Below are 17,683 nucleotides of genomic sequence, written 5' to 3'. Positions count from 1 at the left end.
GGCTACTCGAACCTCGGCGTGCTGCGGACGCTGCCGATCGACATCGTGAAGATCGACCGCTCGTTCGTGCACGACGTGACCGCGGCGCCGGAAGACGTCTCGATCACGCGCGCCGTGCTGACGATGGCCCATGGCCTGCAGATGAAGGTGCTCGCCGAGGGCGTCGAGACCGAAGGCCAGCTGAACCTGCTGATCGCCAACGGCTGCGACATGATCCAGGGCTTCTTCTTCAGCGAACCCGTGCCGGCCGAAGAGGTCGAGCGCATGCTGCGCGAGAAGTACCGGCTGCCCGACCGCTTCCTGACGCGCAGCCAGCGCAAGCGCACGCTGCTGCTGGTGGACGACGAGGAGAACATCGTGTCCTCGCTGCGCCGCCTGTTCCGCCGCGACGGCTACCACATCGTCACCGCCAACAGCGGCGCCGAAGGGCTGCAGCGCCTGGCCGAGGTCAACGTCGACGTCATCGTGTCGGACCAGCGCATGCCCGGCATGACCGGCGTCGAGTTCCTGCGCCGCGCCAAGGAGCTGTACCCCGACACGGTGCGCATGGTGCTGTCCGGCTACACCGAACTGCAGTCGATCACCGACGCGGTGAACGAAGGCGCGATCTACAAGTTCCTCACCAAGCCCTGGGACGACGAACGGCTGCGCGCCCACGTCGCCGAGGCGTTCCGGCAGAAGGACCTGGCCGACGAGAACCGGCGCCTGGCGCACGAAGTGCACAGCGCCAACCACGAGCTGGCGCTCGTCAACCAGCGCCTGGAAGAACTGCTGGCGCGCCAGCGCGAGCAGACCAGCCTCGAGGAAAGCCGCGCCGCCAATGCGCGCGGCGTGCTGGAGAACGTGCCGACGCCCATCATCGGCATCGATGCCGACGGCATGATCGCCTTCGTCAACCGCGACGCGCAGGCCCTGCTGTGCGACGTCCCGGCACTGATCGGCAGCGACGCCGACGACGCCCTGCCGGCCGAACTGGCCGCCATCCTGCGGCTGGGCGACGGCATCCATCACCGCCTGCAGCTGGCCGGCCGGCCCTACCGCGCCGTCTGCCGCGCGATGAGCGACACCGCCTCGCGCGGCCGGTTGCTCGTCATCACGAACGAATACGAACGGGAGTCCCACTGACATGTCGAACGATCACCACGGGGCAGCGGTCCCCAGCGAGCCGGCCGCCACACCGCGCACCGCGAGCCCGGACGAGGTGCGCGAGCGCCTGGCCTACCTGTTCCGCGCGTCGCTGCAAGAGGGTCGCCTGCACCCGCTGTTCCACCTGATCCAGCAGTACCGGCTCGAGGAGCACGCATGAAGGCGCCGCAACTCGCACTCCAGCCCGATGCGGTGCACGCCAAGGTGCGCACGCTGCCGGCGCTGCCGCAGGCGGTGGTCGAGCTGCGCTCGGCCTTGCGGCGCGAAGACGTCGCCGTCGACGAACTGGCGACCACGATCTCGCACGACCAGGCGCTGACGGCCAAGACGCTGCGCCTGGCCAACTCGTCCTTCTACGGCGTGACCGGCCGCGTCTCGTCGATCCGCGATGCGATCAACATCCTGGGCCTGCGCACCGTCGCGACGGTGGCGACCACCGCGGTGGTGATCTCCAGCTTCGACCGCACCGCCTGCACCGGTTTCGACTTCGACGGCTTCTGGCGCCATGCGCTGGCCACCGCGTTCTGCGCCCAGGAACTGGCGGCCGCCACGCGCCTGGACACCGAAGCGGCCTTCTCCGCCGGGCTGATGCACGACATCGGCCGCCTCGCGCTCGCCACCTACTTCCCGCTCGAGCTGAGCCAGACCATCGACTGGGCGGCCCGCCACGACATCCACTCGCTCGAGGCGGAACGGCTGATGCTGAACACCGACCATGCCACGGTCGGCGGCCTGATCGCCGAGCACTGGCATTTCGCGCCGGCGATCGCCGAGGCGATCCGCTGCCACCACGAACTGCCCGCGCACGCCGGCGCGACGCTGGCCGACGTGGTGCACGTGGCCGACAACATGACCCATGCGCTCGACCTGTCGGGGCTGGACGAAGACATGGTGCCGCCGCTCTCGCTGGACGCCTGGCAGCGCATCGCCCTGACGCCGCAGCAGGCCCAGCGCACCTTCGAACGAACCGAGCGGCAGGCGCGCAGCGTGCGCGAATCGCTGACCGTCTAGGAGACATCCATGGATACACATGAAGTCGCTGCCAGCCAGCTCACGCCCAGCCAGGTCGAGGCGCTGCTGCGCGCCAACGAGGAACTCACCGAACTGAACCGCAAGCTGTCGGACGCGCAGGACAAGCTGGTCCAGTCGGAAAAGCTGGCCTCGATCGGCCAGCTGGCCGCCGGCGTGGCGCACGAGATCAACAACCCGATCGGCTTCATCTTCTCGAACTTCGGCACGCTGGAGAAGTACCTCGCGCAGCTGTTCGACATGCTGAAGGCCTATGAAGAGGCCGAACCCGCGCTGGCCGGCACGCCGGCCGCGGCGCGGCTGCTGCGCCTGCGCGAGGAGATCGAGCTCGACTACCTGAAGGACGACATCCCGGCCCTGATGGCAGAGTCCAAGGACGGCATCCAGCGCGTTCGCAAGATCGTGCAGGACCTGAAGGATTTCTCGCGCGTCGATGCGCGCCAGGAATGGGAATGGGTGAGCCTGCACACCGGCATCGACTCGACGCTCAACATCGTCAACAACGAGATCAAGTACAAGGCCGACGTCGTCAAGCAGTACGGCGAACTGCCCGACGTGGAGTGCCTGCCCTCCGAGCTGAACCAGGTGTTCATGAACCTGCTCGTCAACGCGGCGCATGCCATCAGCGCCGAGCGCGGCACGATCACCATCAGGACGGGCACGCAGGGCGACGAGGCCTGGGTCGACATCTCGGACAACGGCTGCGGCATCCCGGCCGAGAACCTGAAGCGGATCTTCGACCCGTTCTTCACCACCAAGCCGGTCGGCAAGGGCACCGGGCTCGGCCTGTCGCTCTCGTACGRCATCGTCAAGAAGCACGGCGGGCGCATCGAGGTGAGCAGCGAGCCCGGCCGCGGCACCGCGTTCCGCGTCAGCGTTCCGGTCAAGCGCGTGGCCGCGCTGGCGGACTGAGCCGGTACCTGCGATGCAAGCCACTGCCGTGCCCGACACCGCGCCGTGCGCGCCCGCCGGCGAAACGCCGGTGCCGGCCGCGCCCGCCCCTTGGACCATCCTGTGCGTCGACGACGAGCCCAACATCCTGTCGTCGCTGAGGCGCGCGCTGCGCGGCCCGCAGTACCGCGTCGTCACCGCAGGCAGCGGGGGCGAGGCGCTGGCGCTGATGGAAAGCGACCYGGTCGACCTGATCATCTCCGACATGCGCATGCCCGGCATGGACGGTGCGCAGCTGCTGGGTCAGGTCCGCCGCCGCTGGCCCGGCACGATGCGCATCCTGCTGACCGGCTATGCCGACGTCGACTCGACCATCGCTGCCATCAACGAAGGCCAGATCTACCGCTACGTCAACAAGCCGTGGGACGACGGCGAATTGCGGGTCACCGTCGCGCAGGCGCTGGAGCGGCTGGCGCTGGAGCGCGAGAAGGCCCGCCTCGAGGCGCTGACGCACGCGCAGAACGAGGAACTGCGCGGCTTCAACGTGCAGCTCGAGCGGCGCGTGCAGGAGCGCACCCTCGAGGTCACGCAGGCGCACGACAAGCTCAAGCGCAACTACATGACCTCGATCAAGGTGTTCGCCAACCTGAYCGAGCTGCGCGGCGGCCAGCTGATGGGGCACGGACGCCGCATGGCCGAGTCGACGCGCCAGCTGGCCAAGGCGATGGGCTGCAACAGCGAAGACACGCAGACGGTGTTCGTCGCGRCGCTGCTGCACGACATCGGCCTGATCGGGCTGTCCGACGAGGTGCTCGCGAAGCCGGTTCCCAAGCTGACGGCCGAAGAGCTCGCGACCTATCGCAAGCATCCCGTCCTGGGCGAGCAGTCGTTGCTGGCGCTGGACGACATGCAGCCGGTGGCCGCGCTGATCCGGGCGCACCACGAGCGCTTCGACGGCCAGGGCTTTCCCGACGGCCGCGCCGGCGCCGATATCCCGCTGGGTGCGCGCATCCTGGCGGTGACCGACGCCTACGACGACCTGCTGAACGGCCACCTGGGCGCGCCGGGGCTGAAGACGGCGCAGGTGCGAACGCTGATGATGCACGGCCGGGGCAGCCAGTTCGACCCCGAGGTGCTGGACGTCTTCCTGCACATCAACCAGCCGAGCGCGCCGCAGCCGCCCGCGCCGCTGTCGATGACCACGGAATCGCTGCAGCCCGGCATGGTGCTGGCGGCCGACCTGATCTCGCGCGAGGGCGCGGTGCTGCTGGCGACCGACCACGTGCTGACGGCCGACACCATCCGCCGCATCCGCGTGTATGAACAACGCGAAGGCATTCGCATCGAGCTGCGCGTGCGGCCCCCCCGGAGAACCTGATGAAAGCATCCATCCTGCTGGTCGACGACGAACCCCATGTGCTCGCGGCCCTGCACCGCGTGCTGCGGGTGCCCTTGCGCGACCTGGCTCGCGTCGAGCTGTTCAGCGACACCCGGCTCGCGCTGGCGCGCGTCCGCGAGCATGCGTTCGACGTGGTGGTGTCCGATTTCCGCATGCCCCAGCAGGACGGCGTGGCCTTCCTGCGCGACGTGCGCGAGGTGCAGCCGCGCGCGGTGCCGATGATCGTCAGCGGCTCCGCCGACGTCGCCACGCTGGTGCGTGCCGTCAATGACGCCCAGGTGTTCCGCTACATCCTCAAGCCGTGGAGCGACGACGAACTGGTCGGCAGCGTGAAGGCCGCGCTGGCGCATGCGCAGGCCTCGAAGGAACAGGCGCTGCTCGCCGACGCCATGCGGGTGCAGGAGGGCCGCCTGCCGGCGTTCGAGGCGGAGCGGCGGCGCCTCGAATCCGAGGAACCGGGTCTCACCCACGTGGACTGGGGGCCGAATGGCGAAGTGCTGATGCCGCCGCTGTCTTGAACAAGTCTTCCGTGCCGAGCATGTACTCGGCGTTGTCGCTGAGTCGCTGCACCGCCAGGTCGATGAAGGCCCGCGCCCGCGCCGGCTGTGACGTCCTGCTGCCGAAATACACGAAATAGCTGGCGTGGTCCGGCATGTGGTCGACAAGGATCGGCACGAGCTGGCCGGCGCGGATGAAGGGCGCTGCCGTCACGCCCGCCAACTGGCCCAGCACCTTTCCCGCCAGCACGGCCTGCAACTCGAACACTTCGTCGTTGCTGCAGATGGCAGGCACCACCGGCTGGTCGACCGCCTGATCGCCGAGCTTCACATGCCAAGGCACCACCTTTCCGGTCGCCGGATGCCGGTACGCGCTGCAGCGATGGGTGGCCAGGGCCGCCAGCGAATCCGGGACGCCATGCTGCTCCAGGTACGCGGGTGACGCACAGATGACCAGCTGCAGCGGGAACAGCCGCCGCGCGATGACGCCTTCCTGAGGCGATGGCCCCAGGCGGAAGCCAACGTCGACGCGGTCCTCGACCCAGTTGCCGACACGGTCCTCCAGCAACACATCCGGCTGGATGCCCGGATGCATCTCGCAGAACTCCTCGACCAGCCGCCACAGGATGGGCTGGAACGTCGTGCGCGGGCCGGCAATCCGCAGCGGGCCAGCGAAATCGTCCTTGGCCGATCGGGCCTTCTGCAGTGCCCGCTGCATGCCGAGCACCGCCGGCTGGACGTCTTCCAGCAAGCGCTGGCCCGCATCGGTGAGCGACATCACCCGTGTCGTCCGGTGGAACAGCCGGGCATCGAGGTGGACTTCCAGCTGCGCCAGTGCCTTGCTGGCCGCCTGCGGGCTGATCCCCAGCGCCAGTGCGGCCTTGCGCAGGCTGCCCAGTTCGGCCGCCTGGATGAAGGTCGAGATCGACCGGAGTTCGTTGATTGCCATGTGCGTATTGTCATCAATCCGATGCCAATCCATCAACCTTATCGTCACTATCCGAATGCGAGTTCGATCCCTAGAGTTCGCTGCATCGACTCCCGGGGAAGCAGCCATGCAGCTCGTCACCTTGAACAACGGCCTCCAGATGCCCATCGTCGGCTTCGGTGTCTTCCAGATCCCGGACGCCAGGGAATGCGAACGCAGCGTCKTCGATGCCATCGAGGCCGGCTACCGGCTGATCGACACCGCGGCCTCCTACATGAACGAGGAAGCGGTGGGCGCGGGCCTGCGCGCCAGCGGCGTCCCTCGCGAGCAGCTCTTCGTGACCAGCAAGCTGTGGGTGCAGGAAACCGGCCTTGAGCGCACGCAGCAGGCCATCGACAAGTCGCTGCGCCGCCTGAAGCTGGACTACCTGGACCTGTACCTGATCCACCAACCCTTCGGCGACGTGCACGGCTCGTGGCGTGCGATGGAAGATGCGCACCGGGCCGGCAAGCTGCGCGCCATCGGCGTCAGCAACTTCCACCCGGACCGCCTGATGGACATCAAGGCGTTCAACGAGATCGCGCCGGCCGTCAACCAGGTGGAGGTGAACCCCTTCCAGCAGCAGCTGGAGGGTGCCGCTTTCATGAAGGAGATCGGCGTCCAGGCCGAGGCGTGGGCGCCGTTCGCCGAGGGCCGCAACAACCTGTTCCACAACGGGGTCCTGGCCGACATCGGTGCGCGGTACGGCAAATCGGTGGGCCAGGTCGTGTTGCGGTGGTTGGTGCAACGGGGGATCGTGGCGCTGGCCAAGTCGGTGCGCAAGGAGCGCATGGCGGAGAACCTGGCGCTGTTCGACTTCGAGCTGGACGAGGCTGACATGGCCCGCATCGCAGCGCTCGACACCCACACCAGCAGCTTCTTCTCGCACCGCGATCCGGCCATCGTCAAGTGGATGGCCGAGCGCAAGCTCGATATCTGATCGCGCCACATGAGCATGTCCTCCGTCCGTTCGCCGGCCGAAGGGGCCGGTGCCGTGCTGGCCATCATCGTGGCCAGCTACTTGATGATCGTGGTGGACATTTCGATCGTCATCACCGGCCTTCCTCGGATCCAGGCCAACCTCGGTTTCAGCGCCGCATCGACACGCTCGCACATCGCATCGCCATCGTCATGAATGTGGGGGCGCTGCTGTTGGCGTTGGCGCTGATCGTTTCCTGGGCCTGCATCGTGTTGCCGCGCCGCCACCAATCCAAGTCAAAGAAGGCCCTCGCATGAAGACACTGCTTTCCATTGCGCTGGCGAGTGCCGCCGGCGCCGCGATTGCGCAAGCGCCGGCCGCACCCGCCGTCACGGTGCGCACAGCCTCGCCCACATCGGCCGCCACCGGAGCGAACGAAAACTTCACCGGCGTCGTGCGCATCAGCTCGCCGTTCCAGGCGCTGCCACCAGGAAGAGTCAGCGGCGCGACGGTGACCTTCGAGCCACGCTCGCGCACAGCGTGGCACACCCATCCGCTGGGACAGACGCTGATCGTCACGGCCGGTCTGGGTCTGGTTCAGCAGCAAGGGCAGCCGGCGCATGTGCTGCGTCCCGGCGACGTCGTCACCGTTCCCGCGAACGTGCGCCACTGGCATGGCGCAGGCCCTGAAGGTGCAATGACCCACGTTGCCATTGCCGAGCAAGAGGACGGCAACTCGGTCGCCTGGCAGGACAAGGTGACCGACCAGGACTACCAGGCCGCCTTGGCCAGCAACGGCCTGGCTGTGCGAGGCGACGAGAAATTGCCAGCCAGGGCACTTGCACTGCCCACCTCCGAAACGCTTTCAGCCAGGCAGCAGGCCATCCCCCTCATCGCGGCCTCCCTGTCCACCAGCGACATGCCAAAGCTCAACGCCGCGTTGACACGGGGTCTGGATGCGGGGCTGGCCATCAGCGAGGCCAAGGAGATCCTGGTGCAGCTCTATGCCTACGCGGGCTTTCCCAGAAGCCTCAACGCGCTCGCCGAGTTGATGAAGGTCGTGGAGGCCCGCAAGCAGCGCGGCATCCTGGATGCGCCAGGTCGCGAGCCCGACCGGACCGTCGCCACCGGAAACGAACTCGTTGCAGCAGGAAAGGCGAACCAGACCGAGATCTCCGGCGGACCGGTTCAAGGCGCGGTGTTCGACTTCGCACCGGTCATCAACCAGTTCCTGCGAGCTCACTTGTTCGGTGACATCTTCGAGCGTGACAACCTCGACTGGCAGAGCCGCGAACTGGCCACCGTCGGCGCACTCGCAGCGATGCCCGGCGTGGAAGCGCAGCTGCGTTCGCACATGCGGGCCAGTTTGCGCGTCGGTTTGACCGCCTCGCAGTTGCGGCAACTGAAGCACCTGCTCGCCGAGCACGGCGATGCGGGCGCCGCAAAACGCGCAGACGAAGCACTCACGCAGGCTCTCGCCGCCGCATCGAGAGGGTGACCATGAGCGCCACACGAATCCTGCCGGCCGCCACCATCCTCGTCACGGCGCTGGTCGTTGGCTGCGCGACCCACGTCAACGGTTCTGGCGCCCCCTCGGGCCCTCTGCTGCTTCAAGCGCAGGGGAGTTTCGCCGTCGGCGGCACCGTGAAGACAACCCCGGGAAGCTACGACAACAACCAGCCGACGGCGTCGGGACAGAGCTTTCACGGCGACCACCTCTACGCCTTCCATCAGGTGCCGCAAAACCCCAGGGCGCTGCCGATCGTCATGCTGCACGGCGCCTTCCAGTCGGCCCGCAGTTGGGAGACCACCCCGGACGGTCGCGAGGGCTTCCAGACCCTGTTCCTGCGCCGCGGCTTCGCCGTCTACCTGGTGGACCAGCCGAGGCGTGGACGCGCGGGCAACAGCACGGTCGCGGCGACCATCGAGCCGGCGCCCAACGATCAACTGTTCTTCGACCAGTTCCGCCTCGGCACATGGCCGAACTACTTCGGCAACGTGCAGTTCGATCGCAGCCCGCAGACGCTGGACCAGTTCTTCCGCTCGGTCACGCCCAACACCGGCCCGTATGACGCGGGCGTGATCTCGGATGCCATGTCGGCCCTTCTGACCAGGACCGGGCCGGCGATCCTGTTCACCCATTCCCAAGGGGGCGGACCGGGCTGGCTGACGGCGATCAAGAACCCGAACGTCAAGGCCGTCGTCGCGTTCGAGCCGGGCAGCGGCTTCATCTTCCCTCAAGGCGAGCTGCCGCCGGCCATGCCAAGCGCTGCCGGCACGCTGGCGCCCGAAGCCGTGCCGCTGTCTGAATTCGAGAAGCTCACCCGGCTTCCGATCGTCATCTACTACGGCGACAACTTCCCGGCCGAGCCGACCGCCGAGCGCGGCCAGGACAACTGGCGCGTGCGGCTCGCGATGGCCAGGCTCTGGGTCGACGCCGTCAACAGGCATGGCGGTGACGCCCGCCTGGTGCATCTCCCGCAGATCGGTGTCCGCGGCAACACGCACTTCCTGATGTCGGACCTGAACAACGTCCGGATCGCCGACCTGGTGTCCGCCTTCCTCGCCGAGAAGAAGCTGGACTGACGAGCGCCTCCGAGCTGGCGGACCTCTCTCCAGATTTCGTTTGACGTCCTCAATATTTGGGATAAAAATCCCAAATATGAATCCATCGACTGCCGTGCAGAACGCCGTCGCCAGCGCCGTCACCCGTGTCTTGCGGCCCTTGGTGCGGCTGCTGCTTCGCCATTCGATCCCCTTCGCAGCCTTCCAGGAGCTGGCGAAGCACGTCTACGTCGAGGTTGCGCTCCAGGAGTTCGCGCTGCCAGGCAAGAAGGCCTCGATCTCCCGCGCATCGATCCTGACGGGCCTCTCCCGCAAGGATGTTCAACGCCTGCTGGAAAGCGAAGGTCCTGACAGCGCCGCCACCGCGCAGGAGTACAACCGCGCGGCCCGCGTCCTCACCGGGTGGATTCGCGATCCGGACTATCTCGACGGCTCCGGCCAGCCCATCGCCRTCGAAATCGACGGCGAACGCAGCTTTGCCACGCTGGTCAAACGGCACAGCGGCGACATGCCTGCCCGGGCCGTGCTCGACGAGCTGCTTCGCGTCGGCGCGATCGGCAGGCGCGAAGACGGCCTCATCGAGCCCCTGCAGCGCGCGTACGTCCCGCAAGCCGGCGTGCTGGAAAAACTGAGCATCCTGGGGCGCGATGCCTCGGACCTGGTCGACACCATCGACCACAACATCCAGCACGGCTCGACCGACCCGCGCTATCAGCGCAAGGTCATGTACGACAGCATCCCGACCCGCGACCTGGGGGCGTTCCGGAAGATCAGCGCCACCAAGGCTCAAGCCTTGCTCGAGACCCTGGACGCCTGGCTGGCGGCGCACGATGTCGACGACGAGCCGGGACAGCCCGCCGTCCCGCGATCCCGCGTCGGGCTCGGCATCTATTACTTCGAGGAGCCGCTGGCGGCTCCCGACACGCAAAGAGGTTCGACATGAAGACACTCAGAATCGCCGGCGCCAGCCTTGTCGCATCCGTCTTGATCGCCGCGGGYTGTGGCGGTGGCGGCGGAATCGGCGGAACGGGCCAGGATGCGGGCACCATGCGGGTCTCCATCGGCGATGCCCCGGCGTGCGGCTACGAGGCGGTGAATGTCACCATCGAGCGGGTTCGCGTGAACCAGAGCCCGACTGCGGGTGACGATGACGGCGGCTGGTCGGAGGTGGTGCTGTCGCCGGCCCGCCGCATCGACTTGCTGACGCTCACGAATGGCGTGCTGGAAGACCTGGGGCAGACCTCGTTGCCGGCGGGCCGGTACACCCAGCTTCGCCTGGTGCTGGCGGCGAATGACGCGGCACACCCGCTGGCCAACTCGGTCGTGCCGATGGGCGGCCAGGAGACGGCGCTCGAGACTCCCAGCGCCCAGCAGAGCGGTCTCAAGCTGAACCTGGATGTGGAGGTTCCCGTCGGCAAGGTCGTCGACCTCGCCCTCGACTTCGACGCATGCAGATCCGTCGTTCGGCTCGGCAACTCCGGCCGCTACAACCTGAAGCCCGTGCTGTCCGCGACGACGGTGTTGTCCGATGCCGGGCAGCGGGTGGTCGGCTACGTCGACCCCTCCATGGCGATCGCCGGAACGACGGTCTCCGTGCAAAGCGCCGGCACCATGGTCAAGGCCACCGCCCCGGATGCGACCGGCAAGTTCGTGCTGTACCCCGTTCCCATCGGAAGCTACGACCTCGTGGTCAGTGCCGCAGGGCATGTGACGGCGGTGACGACAGGCGTGCCCGTGACCGCGACCGCGTATACCTACGTTGCCAGTGCCGCGGTGCCGATCGCCCCGTCGATCTCCACGCCCGCCGACCGGCAGGTGACCGGAACGGTGACGCCGGCATCGGCCACTGTTCGCGCCCTTCAGACGTTGGGCGGCAGCATCACGGTCGATGTCCAGAACGGCATCGTTGACGGCCTCGATGGCAGCTTCCAGCTGATGTTGCCCAACGGTGCGCCGGTCTCATCGCCCTACGCCGCAGATCCACTGCTGCTGAACTTCGTGGCAGACGCGGGAGCGGCGGGTCGCTACACCGTGGTGGCCACCTCCTCCGGCGCCTCGAAAGCGCAGGCAGTGGACACATCCGCCCCTGTCGCTCCGTTGAACTTCACATTCCCCTGACGCCTGCATGCTGCCGAAAACCAAAGCCAACCCCCTGCGATCCCAGGCTCGCGCCTTCACGCCAGGATGGGGACCTCTCTCGACTGCCGTGTGGGAGGACCGCAACGGCGGCCGTTCCACCGGCGTTCGCTCGACCTGCCTGTCCGTGATTGCCATCGGGGGAGAGAACCGGTCGGATCTCGAAGGCCTCCTGCTGGAGAGCAATGTCGAACTGACGGTCGTCGACAAGTCTGCCGCTGTCATCGAAGACCTCAAGCAGCGGTTCGGCTCGCTTTCCAAGTACGTGGCATGGAAGGTGGGAGACGTCGTCGACGTCGACCTGCCGGATCACGCCTACGACGTCTGGTTCGATGGGAACCACTACGGAACGATGCAATGCGAAGCACAGAGAGCACGGTATGTCGACAAGATGCACCGTTGTGTTCGCGCGGGCGGAACCACCCTGGTGGCGGGTCACGTCAGCCGGCCGCCTGAGACGACATAGCCCCAGAGACTCCCAGTCATCAGCGAGCGCAGCTTGACTGCGCAGYGCTGTGCCCATTCGATCTTGTCTCTTCGGTGATCTGCTCCCTGGGAGGCCGTGTGCCAGCTGGCGCTCGGTTGAGCGGATTCGGAATGAGTGCGCGGCATTCTTCGCAGAATGTCGGCTGCGCGACTGCGCGAACTGGAGCTATCGACCCCAAAGCGGAAATTGGCTCAGGTTGAGCAAGGGTCCGGAAAGTGATCGCTCAACGTTGGAGAGGAGAGGCGGCGCCCGGCTTGCCGGGTGGCGTCCTCTCGATTGAAGGGTAGGCAGCCGCATCGAAATGGCTCCAGGTTTCTTGCAATTTACGCTGCTCGGGCTCTGACAGGTTTAGAGCATCAGCAATTGCATCTCGAGGGATTCGAATCTCGATATGAAACTTCCATGGCTTGAGTGGCTCTGGATGTTCGAACCCGCTCGTACCTTCCCCGGTAGTGCCCGACACGCCAAGCGTCAACGCCTTGCTCGTACATTTCGCCGCGACTGTGAACTCGACAACAGGCCATGCGTCGTACTCCCCATCACCAGGGTGACCAAGTGGCCCCTCGGAACACCCACCCACTTTGGTTCCGGTCATCGAGTAAAAGAAGCCACTTTGCATGCGCTGCGGATCGGCGATCAGGAAGGCCGCCGGCATGGGATATATGCCGATCTTTCGCATGTACAAACCCGCTCGGTCACCCGGCCTGAAGTGAAGACCCAGCCCGGAAGAGAAAATACTCACTCGATCTGCATAAGGCAGATCGTTGACAGTGATGAAGCCTGGAAAAGAATCTGCCACTACCGCCTCCTGTTGCCTAACGCCCACTCAGCGACGAACGCGGTAGCGGATGTGGGTGGCCTCCGGGGTGTCGATCACCCGGACAATCTCCAACTCGACGCGCGAAGGCAACATCTCGAATAACCGGCGGCCACCACCGAACAGGACCGGGATCTGGTGGATCTGCAACTCATCCAGCACACCAGCCTCGAGCGCCCGTTGCGCCGTGTCCRCGCCAAGCATCAGCACGATGCGATCCCCGGCGGCCGCCTTTGCCTGCGCCATTGCGCGCTCGATGCCGTCGGGCACGTATGTCACCAACGGATAGTTCGCTACCGAAGGGCCCGGCGGCCGGTGGCTGGGGACGATGATCGGGACACCGTGATTGTCACCGCCCCAGTGATCGATCTGCTCCACAGTGCGCCGCCCCGCCAGAATCGCGCCAGGTGAGTTCCAGTCGTCCCACAATTGTCCGACCGCCCCAGATGGTCGGGAGAAGTCCCCATACCACTCGTGCAATCGATCGAATCCGTCGCCGCCGGGGTTGCCCACTTCGTCGTTCGGGCCAGCGATGTATCCGTCGAGTGACATGGACATGAAGAGTACCGATGTGGACATTTGGGGTCTCCTGCTATCTGCATGCCTCGGGCGGCCGGTTGACTTCCTTGCAGCCTTGGAAGGCCTCCAGCCGGATTGTTCCTTTGCCCATGCGGTACGGATCAAAGCATGCATAGCTTTCGTTGTAGGCATCCCAAGCCTCTTCGCAAGGCGTTTTCCTTGGCTTTGGCGTTGTCGCGGCCGGCGCGGCTGCAGCTTCGGGGCTGGCCCGCGCCAGATCTTCTCTGTACTGGGCAAGGCGCTCTGTCGCAGCCCTCCTGTCCGCCTCCGACACGGGGCCACCTTTCACTGAGATGCCTTTGGCGGAGCTTGCCTTTCCCTCCGGGACGGCGTCGCCGTAGTGGACTTGGCCTTTTGCGTCAGTCCATTTGTAGACATCCATTGCATGGCAAGGAAACCAGATCGTAGTCAACAGCAATAAACCGAACGGTGTTTTCATGGCGTRGATCTTCTCAATCGGAACTGAATGCACTTGCAGCGCCTGACGTTTGCCTCCCGATTGAAGGGCCAGGCGTCACGACTGGGCCTCCAGGTTCAGCAGGACTACGCCGAAAACCACGAGCGCCAGACCTGCGAGCTTGAGAGCCGAAGTTTGCTCCCCGTAGAAAGCGATGCCGACCAATGCAATGGCTGCTGTTCCGCTCGCAGCCCACACTGCATAGGTGACTCCCATTTCCAGTTGCCGCATCGCCATGGCCATCAGCCAGATTGCGACCACATAGAAGAAGCCTGCGATGGCAGCCGGAAGAAACTTCGTGAACCCACTGGAGTGTTTGAGTGCCACGGTACCTGCCACCTCCGCAACTACGCTGGCCACCAGAACCGACCAGGCCACGAGTGTTGATTTCATGCGGTACCCCTACTGAACGTGCAAGCCGACCACTTGTACCGAGTGGCGCCAGCAGTTGGGTAAGCGGTACCTGAAGCACGATCAGTTTAGCTTCTGACTTCGGAGCAGCCACGACTGAGAGCGTGGGACGGAGTCGACTCTTTCGGCAAGCGCTCCTTGTGGAGCACTGTTTGTGCGCCGCGCCTCGAGGTGTGCCCGGCCTTGCGGGCTGACCGCCACCAGCTCCGCTTGCCCTTGCTCTGTTCCAGGAGCTTGTTCATGGTCGAACCATCCCGTCCCATCCGCCCATCGCAATCTCGGCAACCGCCTGCAGTTCCTCTCTCGCAGCGCCATCGCGTGCCCGGATGGCCATGCCGCTCTGGACTGTTTGCAGGAACCTCGCGAGCTTGTGGACATCGAGAGTCTTCGGCAGTTCGCCTTCAGCGACCGCCTGTGCGATGCGCGGCACGAGCACATCGAAGGCGCCGCCTCGCGTGGTCCTCATCAGATCCGCGAGTTCGGTATGGCCATCGCTTCCGACAGTGCCAAGCGTGACCAGGCAGCCATGTGGCAGATCGCAATCGGAGCCTGTCATCGCCGCGGCCGAATCCCACAGGTAGGCGAATGCGGCTTCGCGGGCCGTAGGCGCCTGGCGGAAGCGCCCCAGAACCAGGTCCTCATACGTCGCGGAGTACAGGCGCAGCGCCTCAGCGTACAGCGCGTCCTTCGAGCCGAACGCGGCATAGAGGCTGGTCGAACCGATACCCAAAGCCGTGGTCAGATCGGCAATCGAAGTCGCCTCGTAGCCCTTGATCCAGAAGAGCCGCATGGCCCTCATCAATGCCGCCTCGCGGTCGAACTCGCGCGGTCGGCCACGAGCGGCAGGTACGCGGGTGGCGGATTTTGAAGGGATGATCTTTTTTTGCATCGATCACTGCAGAAATAGCTTGACCAGCCGATGTCGCAATCCTACCATTTGTGCATCGATCACTGCACAAAGGATGATTCCTTGAAAACCCTTGCTGGAAAACGCGCCCTGGTCACAGGGGGATCTCGAGGCATCGGAGCCGCCATTGCGATGGCGTTGGCCGAGAACGGTGCCGACGTTGCCCTGACATTTCAGAACTCGGCCGATAGGGCAAACGCCGTGGTGTCTTCCATCGAAAAGCTGGGCCAGCGTGGCGCGGCGATTCAGGCTGACAGTGCGGATCCGATCGCCATCAAGCGGTCGGTGGAGGAAGCCGTGGCCGCGTTGGGGGGCCTGGACATCCTGGTCAACAACGCCGGAATCGCGCTCTACAACACCATCGCCGACTTCAGCGTCAGCGATATTGACGCGCTGCTTGCGGTCAACGTGCGCGGCCCGGTGCTGACGACCCAGGCCGCCATCCCGCACCTGGGCGCGGGCGGTCGCGTCATCACCATCGGTTCCGCCGGTGCGGAGCGCATCGTCGGAACCCCGGGGACGATTTACTACATGACCAAGTCGGCGCTGCAATCCTTCACGCGCGGCCTTGCGCAGGAACTTGGGCCGAAGGACATCACCGCCAATCTCGTCCAGCCAGGTTCCACCAACACGGACATGAACCCGTCCAACGGGGAGAGCTCCGACTGGCAGCGCAGCCTGACGCCGCTGGGTCGCTACGCCGAACCGGCGGATATCGCCGCCGCCGTGAGCTTCCTGGCGAGTCCTGCAGCGCGACATCTGACGGGAACCATCATCAACGTCGATGGCGGCTTGCTCGCCTGAGTCGACGGCATCCAAGCCTCTCGATGGAGAAAGCCTATGCCTGGCGTCGACCTCAAGGACTTCTACCTGACTGATCGCAACCAGCCTGCATGCAGCGGTCAGTCACCGGACGTTATGTCGACAGCAAAAACCAACCGCGTCATGCACCTTGGGTCTGCCTTGGAATCGGTCCTAGAGCGGGTAGAGCACGCGAGACCGACTGCCGTCGATGGGCTTGCGCGACAGCAGCAGGAACAGCACGAGCCCGGCCAGGGTCAGCGCGAACCCGGCCCACACCGCGGACAGCAGGCCATATCCCTGCGCAATGGCCTGGCCGCCAGCCCATGCACCGATCGCGTTCGCGACATTCAAGGCCGCCAGGTTCACCGCGCCCATCATCGTCGGCGCATCCGGCGCAGCTTGCGTGAGCCGAACCTGAATGGTGGGGATCGCCACCATCATCGTGGCGCCCACGGCAAGCATGCCCGCCATCAGCACCCAGGCGCTTTCGCCACCCACGGCCAGGATCGCCAGCGCGACCAGAGCGCTGCCGAAACCGGCCTTCAAACCTTGCGAGGGATGCCGGTCCGCCAGCCACCCGCCGACCACGTTGCCTGCTGTCATGCCGACGCCAAAGAGGGCCAATGCGATCGGGATCCATCGCGCGCCCAGCCCGGCAACGTCTGTCACGAATGGCCCGATGAAGGTGTACACGGCAAAGATACTGGCCACGCCCAACGCAGCCACGGCCGCCATCGTCCAGACGGGCGCGCGGTTCAAAGCCCGCAGTTCCTGCAACACCGGCCCGCCGTCCAACGCGCGCGAGCGTGGCACCCACATCCACAGGGCGATGAACGACAGCACACCCAGTGCCGATACGGCGACGTAGACATTGCGCCAGCCCAGCGTCTGGCCCAGCAGCGCCGCCAGCGGCGAGCCGACGATGGTCGCCACTGTCAGGCCCGTCATCACCAGGGCAAACGCCCGCCCACCTTGGCCAGGCCCGACGATGTAGGAGGCGACCACGGCGCCTGCGCCGAAGTACGCGCCTTGCGGGATGCCGCTCACGAAGCGTGCGAGCGCAAAGCTTCCCAACCCGGTCGCCACGGCCGACAGCACGTTGCCGAGAACGAAGATCGCCATCAGGGCCAGCAGCAGATTCTTGCGGTTCAACTTCGCCGCCAGGATCGTCACGGCAGGCCCACCGAGCACGACACCGAAGGCATAGGCTTCGATCGCATGCGTCGCGGTTGAAATATCGAGACCCAGTTCGGCTGAAAACAGCTGGATGATTCCCATGCTGGCAAATTCAGATGTTCCGATGCAGAACGTTCCGAGTGCCAGCGTCAGCAGGGTCAGCGTCTTTCGGCTGAGCTGGCGCGCATCGTTGCAATGCATCTTCGCGGACTTGCACTGCGGTTCGTAGGCTTCTTCAAGCATGGTGGTTCTCCGGTGCGCCCGGCCCGAGGACAAACCACCAATGAGCGAGAACGCCAATGCCCCAGCTCACCAGCACGTACGCCACCCAATAGGGTGCGCCGGTCCAGAGGTTGATGCCGGCAAGCAGGGCCATGCTCGGCACGAACACGATCCAGTGAATGCGAAAGCCACGCTTGCGCTCCGAGAGGTCGAGCTTCTTCACGTTTTCCTCCTGTCTCGGGCATCGCCCCGGCGGCGTGCCGGGGCGCCCGAT

Annotated in this window: 21 protein-coding genes and 1 pseudogene; 14 read left to right on the top strand and 8 right to left on the bottom strand. The window is 65.8% G+C overall.

Features of this window, described 5'->3' with window-relative positions; translation table 11 throughout:
• The 6 genes from AC1D01_RS00945 to AC1D01_RS00920 form a co-directional block, all read left to right on the top strand.
• Positions 1 to 1,125 (top strand): EAL domain-containing protein (locus AC1D01_RS00945; protein ID WP_477864241.1); only part of this gene is annotated, 1,125 nt, incomplete at its 5' end.
• A 1-nt stretch (position 1,126) separates the two neighbouring features.
• A complete protein-coding gene (locus tag AC1D01_RS00940; RefSeq protein WP_477864240.1) occupies positions 1,127 to 1,306 on the top strand; it encodes a hypothetical protein in 180 nt (59 codons plus the stop codon).
• Positions 1,303 to 2,157, top strand: a complete 855-nt coding sequence (locus tag AC1D01_RS00935; RefSeq protein WP_477864239.1) for an HDOD domain-containing protein — start codon at positions 1,303 to 1,305, stop codon at positions 2,155 to 2,157. The genes AC1D01_RS00940 and AC1D01_RS00935 overlap by 4 nt, the downstream gene beginning before the upstream one ends.
• Positions 2,158 to 2,166: 9 nt before the next feature.
• Positions 2,167 to 3,087 (top strand): ATP-binding protein, encoded by a 921-nt coding sequence (locus AC1D01_RS00930; protein ID WP_477864238.1) that lies wholly within the window; start codon positions 2,167 to 2,169, stop codon positions 3,085 to 3,087.
• A gap of 13 nt (positions 3,088 to 3,100) precedes the next feature.
• On the top strand, positions 3,101 to 4,444 hold the full coding sequence (nosR, locus tag AC1D01_RS00925; protein WP_477864237.1) for a response regulator c-di-GMP phosphodiesterase, NosR family: 1,344 nt from the start codon (positions 3,101 to 3,103) through the stop codon (positions 4,442 to 4,444).
• Positions 4,444 to 4,983, top strand: coding sequence for a response regulator (locus AC1D01_RS00920; RefSeq protein ID WP_477864236.1), 540 nt, complete (start codon positions 4,444 to 4,446; stop codon positions 4,981 to 4,983). Before nosR ends, AC1D01_RS00920 begins: the two co-directional genes overlap by 1 nt.
• On the opposite strand, the gene AC1D01_RS00915 is transcribed toward AC1D01_RS00920, so the two are convergent.
• Entirely contained in the window at positions 4,928 to 5,911 is a 984-nt protein-coding gene (locus AC1D01_RS00915) for a LysR family transcriptional regulator (RefSeq protein ID WP_477864235.1), read from the bottom strand. The two genes, AC1D01_RS00920 and AC1D01_RS00915, sit on opposite strands and share 56 nt — an antisense overlap.
• A gap of 106 nt (positions 5,912 to 6,017) precedes the next feature.
• Between AC1D01_RS00915 and AC1D01_RS00910 the strand changes: the two genes are divergently transcribed.
• From AC1D01_RS00910 to AC1D01_RS00880, 7 genes and pseudogenes are all read left to right on the top strand, one after another.
• Positions 6,018 to 6,869: an aldo/keto reductase gene (locus AC1D01_RS00910; RefSeq protein WP_477864242.1), complete on the top strand. Its 852-nt coding sequence runs from the start codon at positions 6,018 to 6,020 to the stop codon at positions 6,867 to 6,869.
• 9 nt (positions 6,870 to 6,878) lie between these two features.
• Positions 6,879 to 7,028 (top strand): annotated as a pseudogene (locus tag AC1D01_RS00905) (MFS transporter); the annotation flags it as partial.
• A 133-nt stretch (positions 7,029 to 7,161) separates the two neighbouring features.
• On the top strand, positions 7,162 to 8,346 hold the full coding sequence (locus AC1D01_RS00900; protein WP_477864234.1) for a (R)-mandelonitrile lyase: 1,185 nt from the start codon (positions 7,162 to 7,164) through the stop codon (positions 8,344 to 8,346).
• Between the two features lie 2 nt (positions 8,347 to 8,348).
• Complete coding sequence (locus tag AC1D01_RS00895; RefSeq protein ID WP_477864233.1) at positions 8,349 to 9,434, top strand: alpha/beta hydrolase; 1,086 nt, start codon at positions 8,349 to 8,351, stop codon at positions 9,432 to 9,434.
• 94 nt (positions 9,435 to 9,528) lie between these two features.
• On the top strand, positions 9,529 to 10,356 hold the full coding sequence (locus tag AC1D01_RS00890) for a DUF6502 family protein (protein ID WP_477864232.1): 828 nt from the start codon (positions 9,529 to 9,531) through the stop codon (positions 10,354 to 10,356).
• Positions 10,353 to 11,531 carry a DUF4382 domain-containing protein gene (locus tag AC1D01_RS00885; RefSeq protein WP_477864231.1) on the top strand — a complete coding sequence of 393 codons (1,179 nt, stop codon included), beginning with the start codon at positions 10,353 to 10,355 and terminating at the stop codon, positions 11,529 to 11,531. The genes AC1D01_RS00890 and AC1D01_RS00885 overlap by 4 nt, the downstream gene beginning before the upstream one ends.
• Positions 11,532 to 11,538: 7 nt before the next feature.
• Positions 11,539 to 12,015 carry a class I SAM-dependent methyltransferase gene (locus AC1D01_RS00880; RefSeq protein WP_477864230.1) on the top strand — a complete coding sequence of 159 codons (477 nt, stop codon included), beginning with the start codon at positions 11,539 to 11,541 and terminating at the stop codon, positions 12,013 to 12,015.
• A 244-nt stretch (positions 12,016 to 12,259) separates the two neighbouring features.
• Here the strand turns inward: AC1D01_RS00880 and AC1D01_RS00875 are convergent, their stop codons facing one another.
• The 5 genes from AC1D01_RS00875 to AC1D01_RS00855 all read right to left on the bottom strand — a co-directional run bounded on the left by AC1D01_RS00875 (position 12,260) and on the right by AC1D01_RS00855 (position 15,189).
• Positions 12,260 to 12,835: a hypothetical protein gene (locus tag AC1D01_RS00875; RefSeq protein WP_477864229.1), complete on the bottom strand. Its 576-nt coding sequence runs from the start codon at positions 12,833 to 12,835 to the stop codon at positions 12,260 to 12,262.
• Positions 12,836 to 12,862: 27 nt separating this feature from the next.
• Positions 12,863 to 13,432, bottom strand: coding sequence for a dihydrofolate reductase family protein (locus AC1D01_RS00870; protein ID WP_477864228.1), 570 nt, complete (start codon positions 13,430 to 13,432; stop codon positions 12,863 to 12,865).
• A gap of 13 nt (positions 13,433 to 13,445) precedes the next feature.
• On the bottom strand, positions 13,446 to 13,871 hold the full coding sequence (locus AC1D01_RS00865; RefSeq protein ID WP_477864227.1) for a DUF4124 domain-containing protein: 426 nt from the start codon (positions 13,869 to 13,871) through the stop codon (positions 13,446 to 13,448).
• A 75-nt stretch (positions 13,872 to 13,946) separates the two neighbouring features.
• The gene (locus AC1D01_RS00860; protein ID WP_477864226.1) at positions 13,947 to 14,282 is read right to left on the bottom strand and encodes a DMT family transporter; all 336 of its coding nucleotides are present in this window, start codon (positions 14,280 to 14,282) and stop codon (positions 13,947 to 13,949) included.
• Positions 14,283 to 14,538: 256 nt separating this feature from the next.
• Entirely contained in the window at positions 14,539 to 15,189 is a 651-nt protein-coding gene (locus tag AC1D01_RS00855) for a TetR/AcrR family transcriptional regulator (protein ID WP_477864225.1), read from the bottom strand.
• 81 nt (positions 15,190 to 15,270) lie between these two features.
• On the opposite strand from AC1D01_RS00855, the gene AC1D01_RS00850 reads away from it, so the two are divergent.
• Positions 15,271 to 16,011 carry an SDR family NAD(P)-dependent oxidoreductase gene (locus AC1D01_RS00850; protein ID WP_477864224.1) on the top strand — a complete coding sequence of 247 codons (741 nt, stop codon included), beginning with the start codon at positions 15,271 to 15,273 and terminating at the stop codon, positions 16,009 to 16,011.
• Between the two features lie 171 nt (positions 16,012 to 16,182).
• Here AC1D01_RS00850 and AC1D01_RS00845 read toward each other — a convergent pair whose 3' ends face one another.
• Positions 16,183 to 17,430: an MFS transporter gene (locus tag AC1D01_RS00845; protein ID WP_477864223.1), complete on the bottom strand. Its 1,248-nt coding sequence runs from the start codon at positions 17,428 to 17,430 to the stop codon at positions 16,183 to 16,185.
• On the bottom strand, positions 17,423 to 17,632 hold the full coding sequence (locus AC1D01_RS00840; protein WP_477864222.1) for a 2TM domain-containing protein: 210 nt from the start codon (positions 17,630 to 17,632) through the stop codon (positions 17,423 to 17,425). The genes AC1D01_RS00845 and AC1D01_RS00840 overlap by 8 nt, the downstream gene beginning before the upstream one ends.
• Positions 17,633 to 17,683 lie beyond the last annotated feature (51 nt).

The sequence above is a fragment of the Rhizobacter sp. P3_B12 genome (assembly GCF_056402895.1).
This window is presented reverse-complemented; position numbering and strand designations above follow the sequence as displayed.

What these genes read in the sequence shown, in the direction of transcription:
- AC1D01_RS00940 (WP_477864240.1), top strand. Translation starts at nt 1,127, where the DNA reads ATGTCGAACGATCACCACGGGGCAGCGGTCCCCAGCGAGCCGGCCGCC.
- AC1D01_RS00935 (WP_477864239.1), top strand. Translation starts at nt 1,303, where the DNA reads ATGAAGGCGCCGCAACTCGCACTCCAGCCCGATGCGGTGCACGCCAAG.
- AC1D01_RS00920 (WP_477864236.1), top strand. Translation starts at nt 4,444, where the DNA reads ATGAAAGCATCCATCCTGCTGGTCGACGACGAACCCCATGTGCTCGCG.
- AC1D01_RS00915 (WP_477864235.1), bottom strand. Translation starts at nt 5,911, where the DNA reads ATGGCAATCAACGAACTCCGGTCGATCTCGACCTTCATCCAGGCGGCC.
- AC1D01_RS00900 (WP_477864234.1), top strand. Translation starts at nt 7,162, where the DNA reads ATGAAGACACTGCTTTCCATTGCGCTGGCGAGTGCCGCCGGCGCCGCG.
- AC1D01_RS00895 (WP_477864233.1), top strand. Translation starts at nt 8,349, where the DNA reads ATGAGCGCCACACGAATCCTGCCGGCCGCCACCATCCTCGTCACGGCG.
- AC1D01_RS00880 (WP_477864230.1), top strand. Translation starts at nt 11,539, where the DNA reads ATGCTGCCGAAAACCAAAGCCAACCCCCTGCGATCCCAGGCTCGCGCC.
- AC1D01_RS00865 (WP_477864227.1), bottom strand. Translation starts at nt 13,871, where the DNA reads ATGAAAACACCGTTCGGTTTATTGCTGTTGACTACGATCTGGTTTCCT.
- AC1D01_RS00860 (WP_477864226.1), bottom strand. Translation starts at nt 14,282, where the DNA reads ATGAAATCAACACTCGTGGCCTGGTCGGTTCTGGTGGCCAGCGTAGTT.
- AC1D01_RS00855 (WP_477864225.1), bottom strand. Translation starts at nt 15,189, where the DNA reads ATGCAAAAAAAGATCATCCCTTCAAAATCCGCCACCCGCGTACCTGCC.
- AC1D01_RS00845 (WP_477864223.1), bottom strand. Translation starts at nt 17,430, where the DNA reads ATGCTTGAAGAAGCCTACGAACCGCAGTGCAAGTCCGCGAAGATGCAT.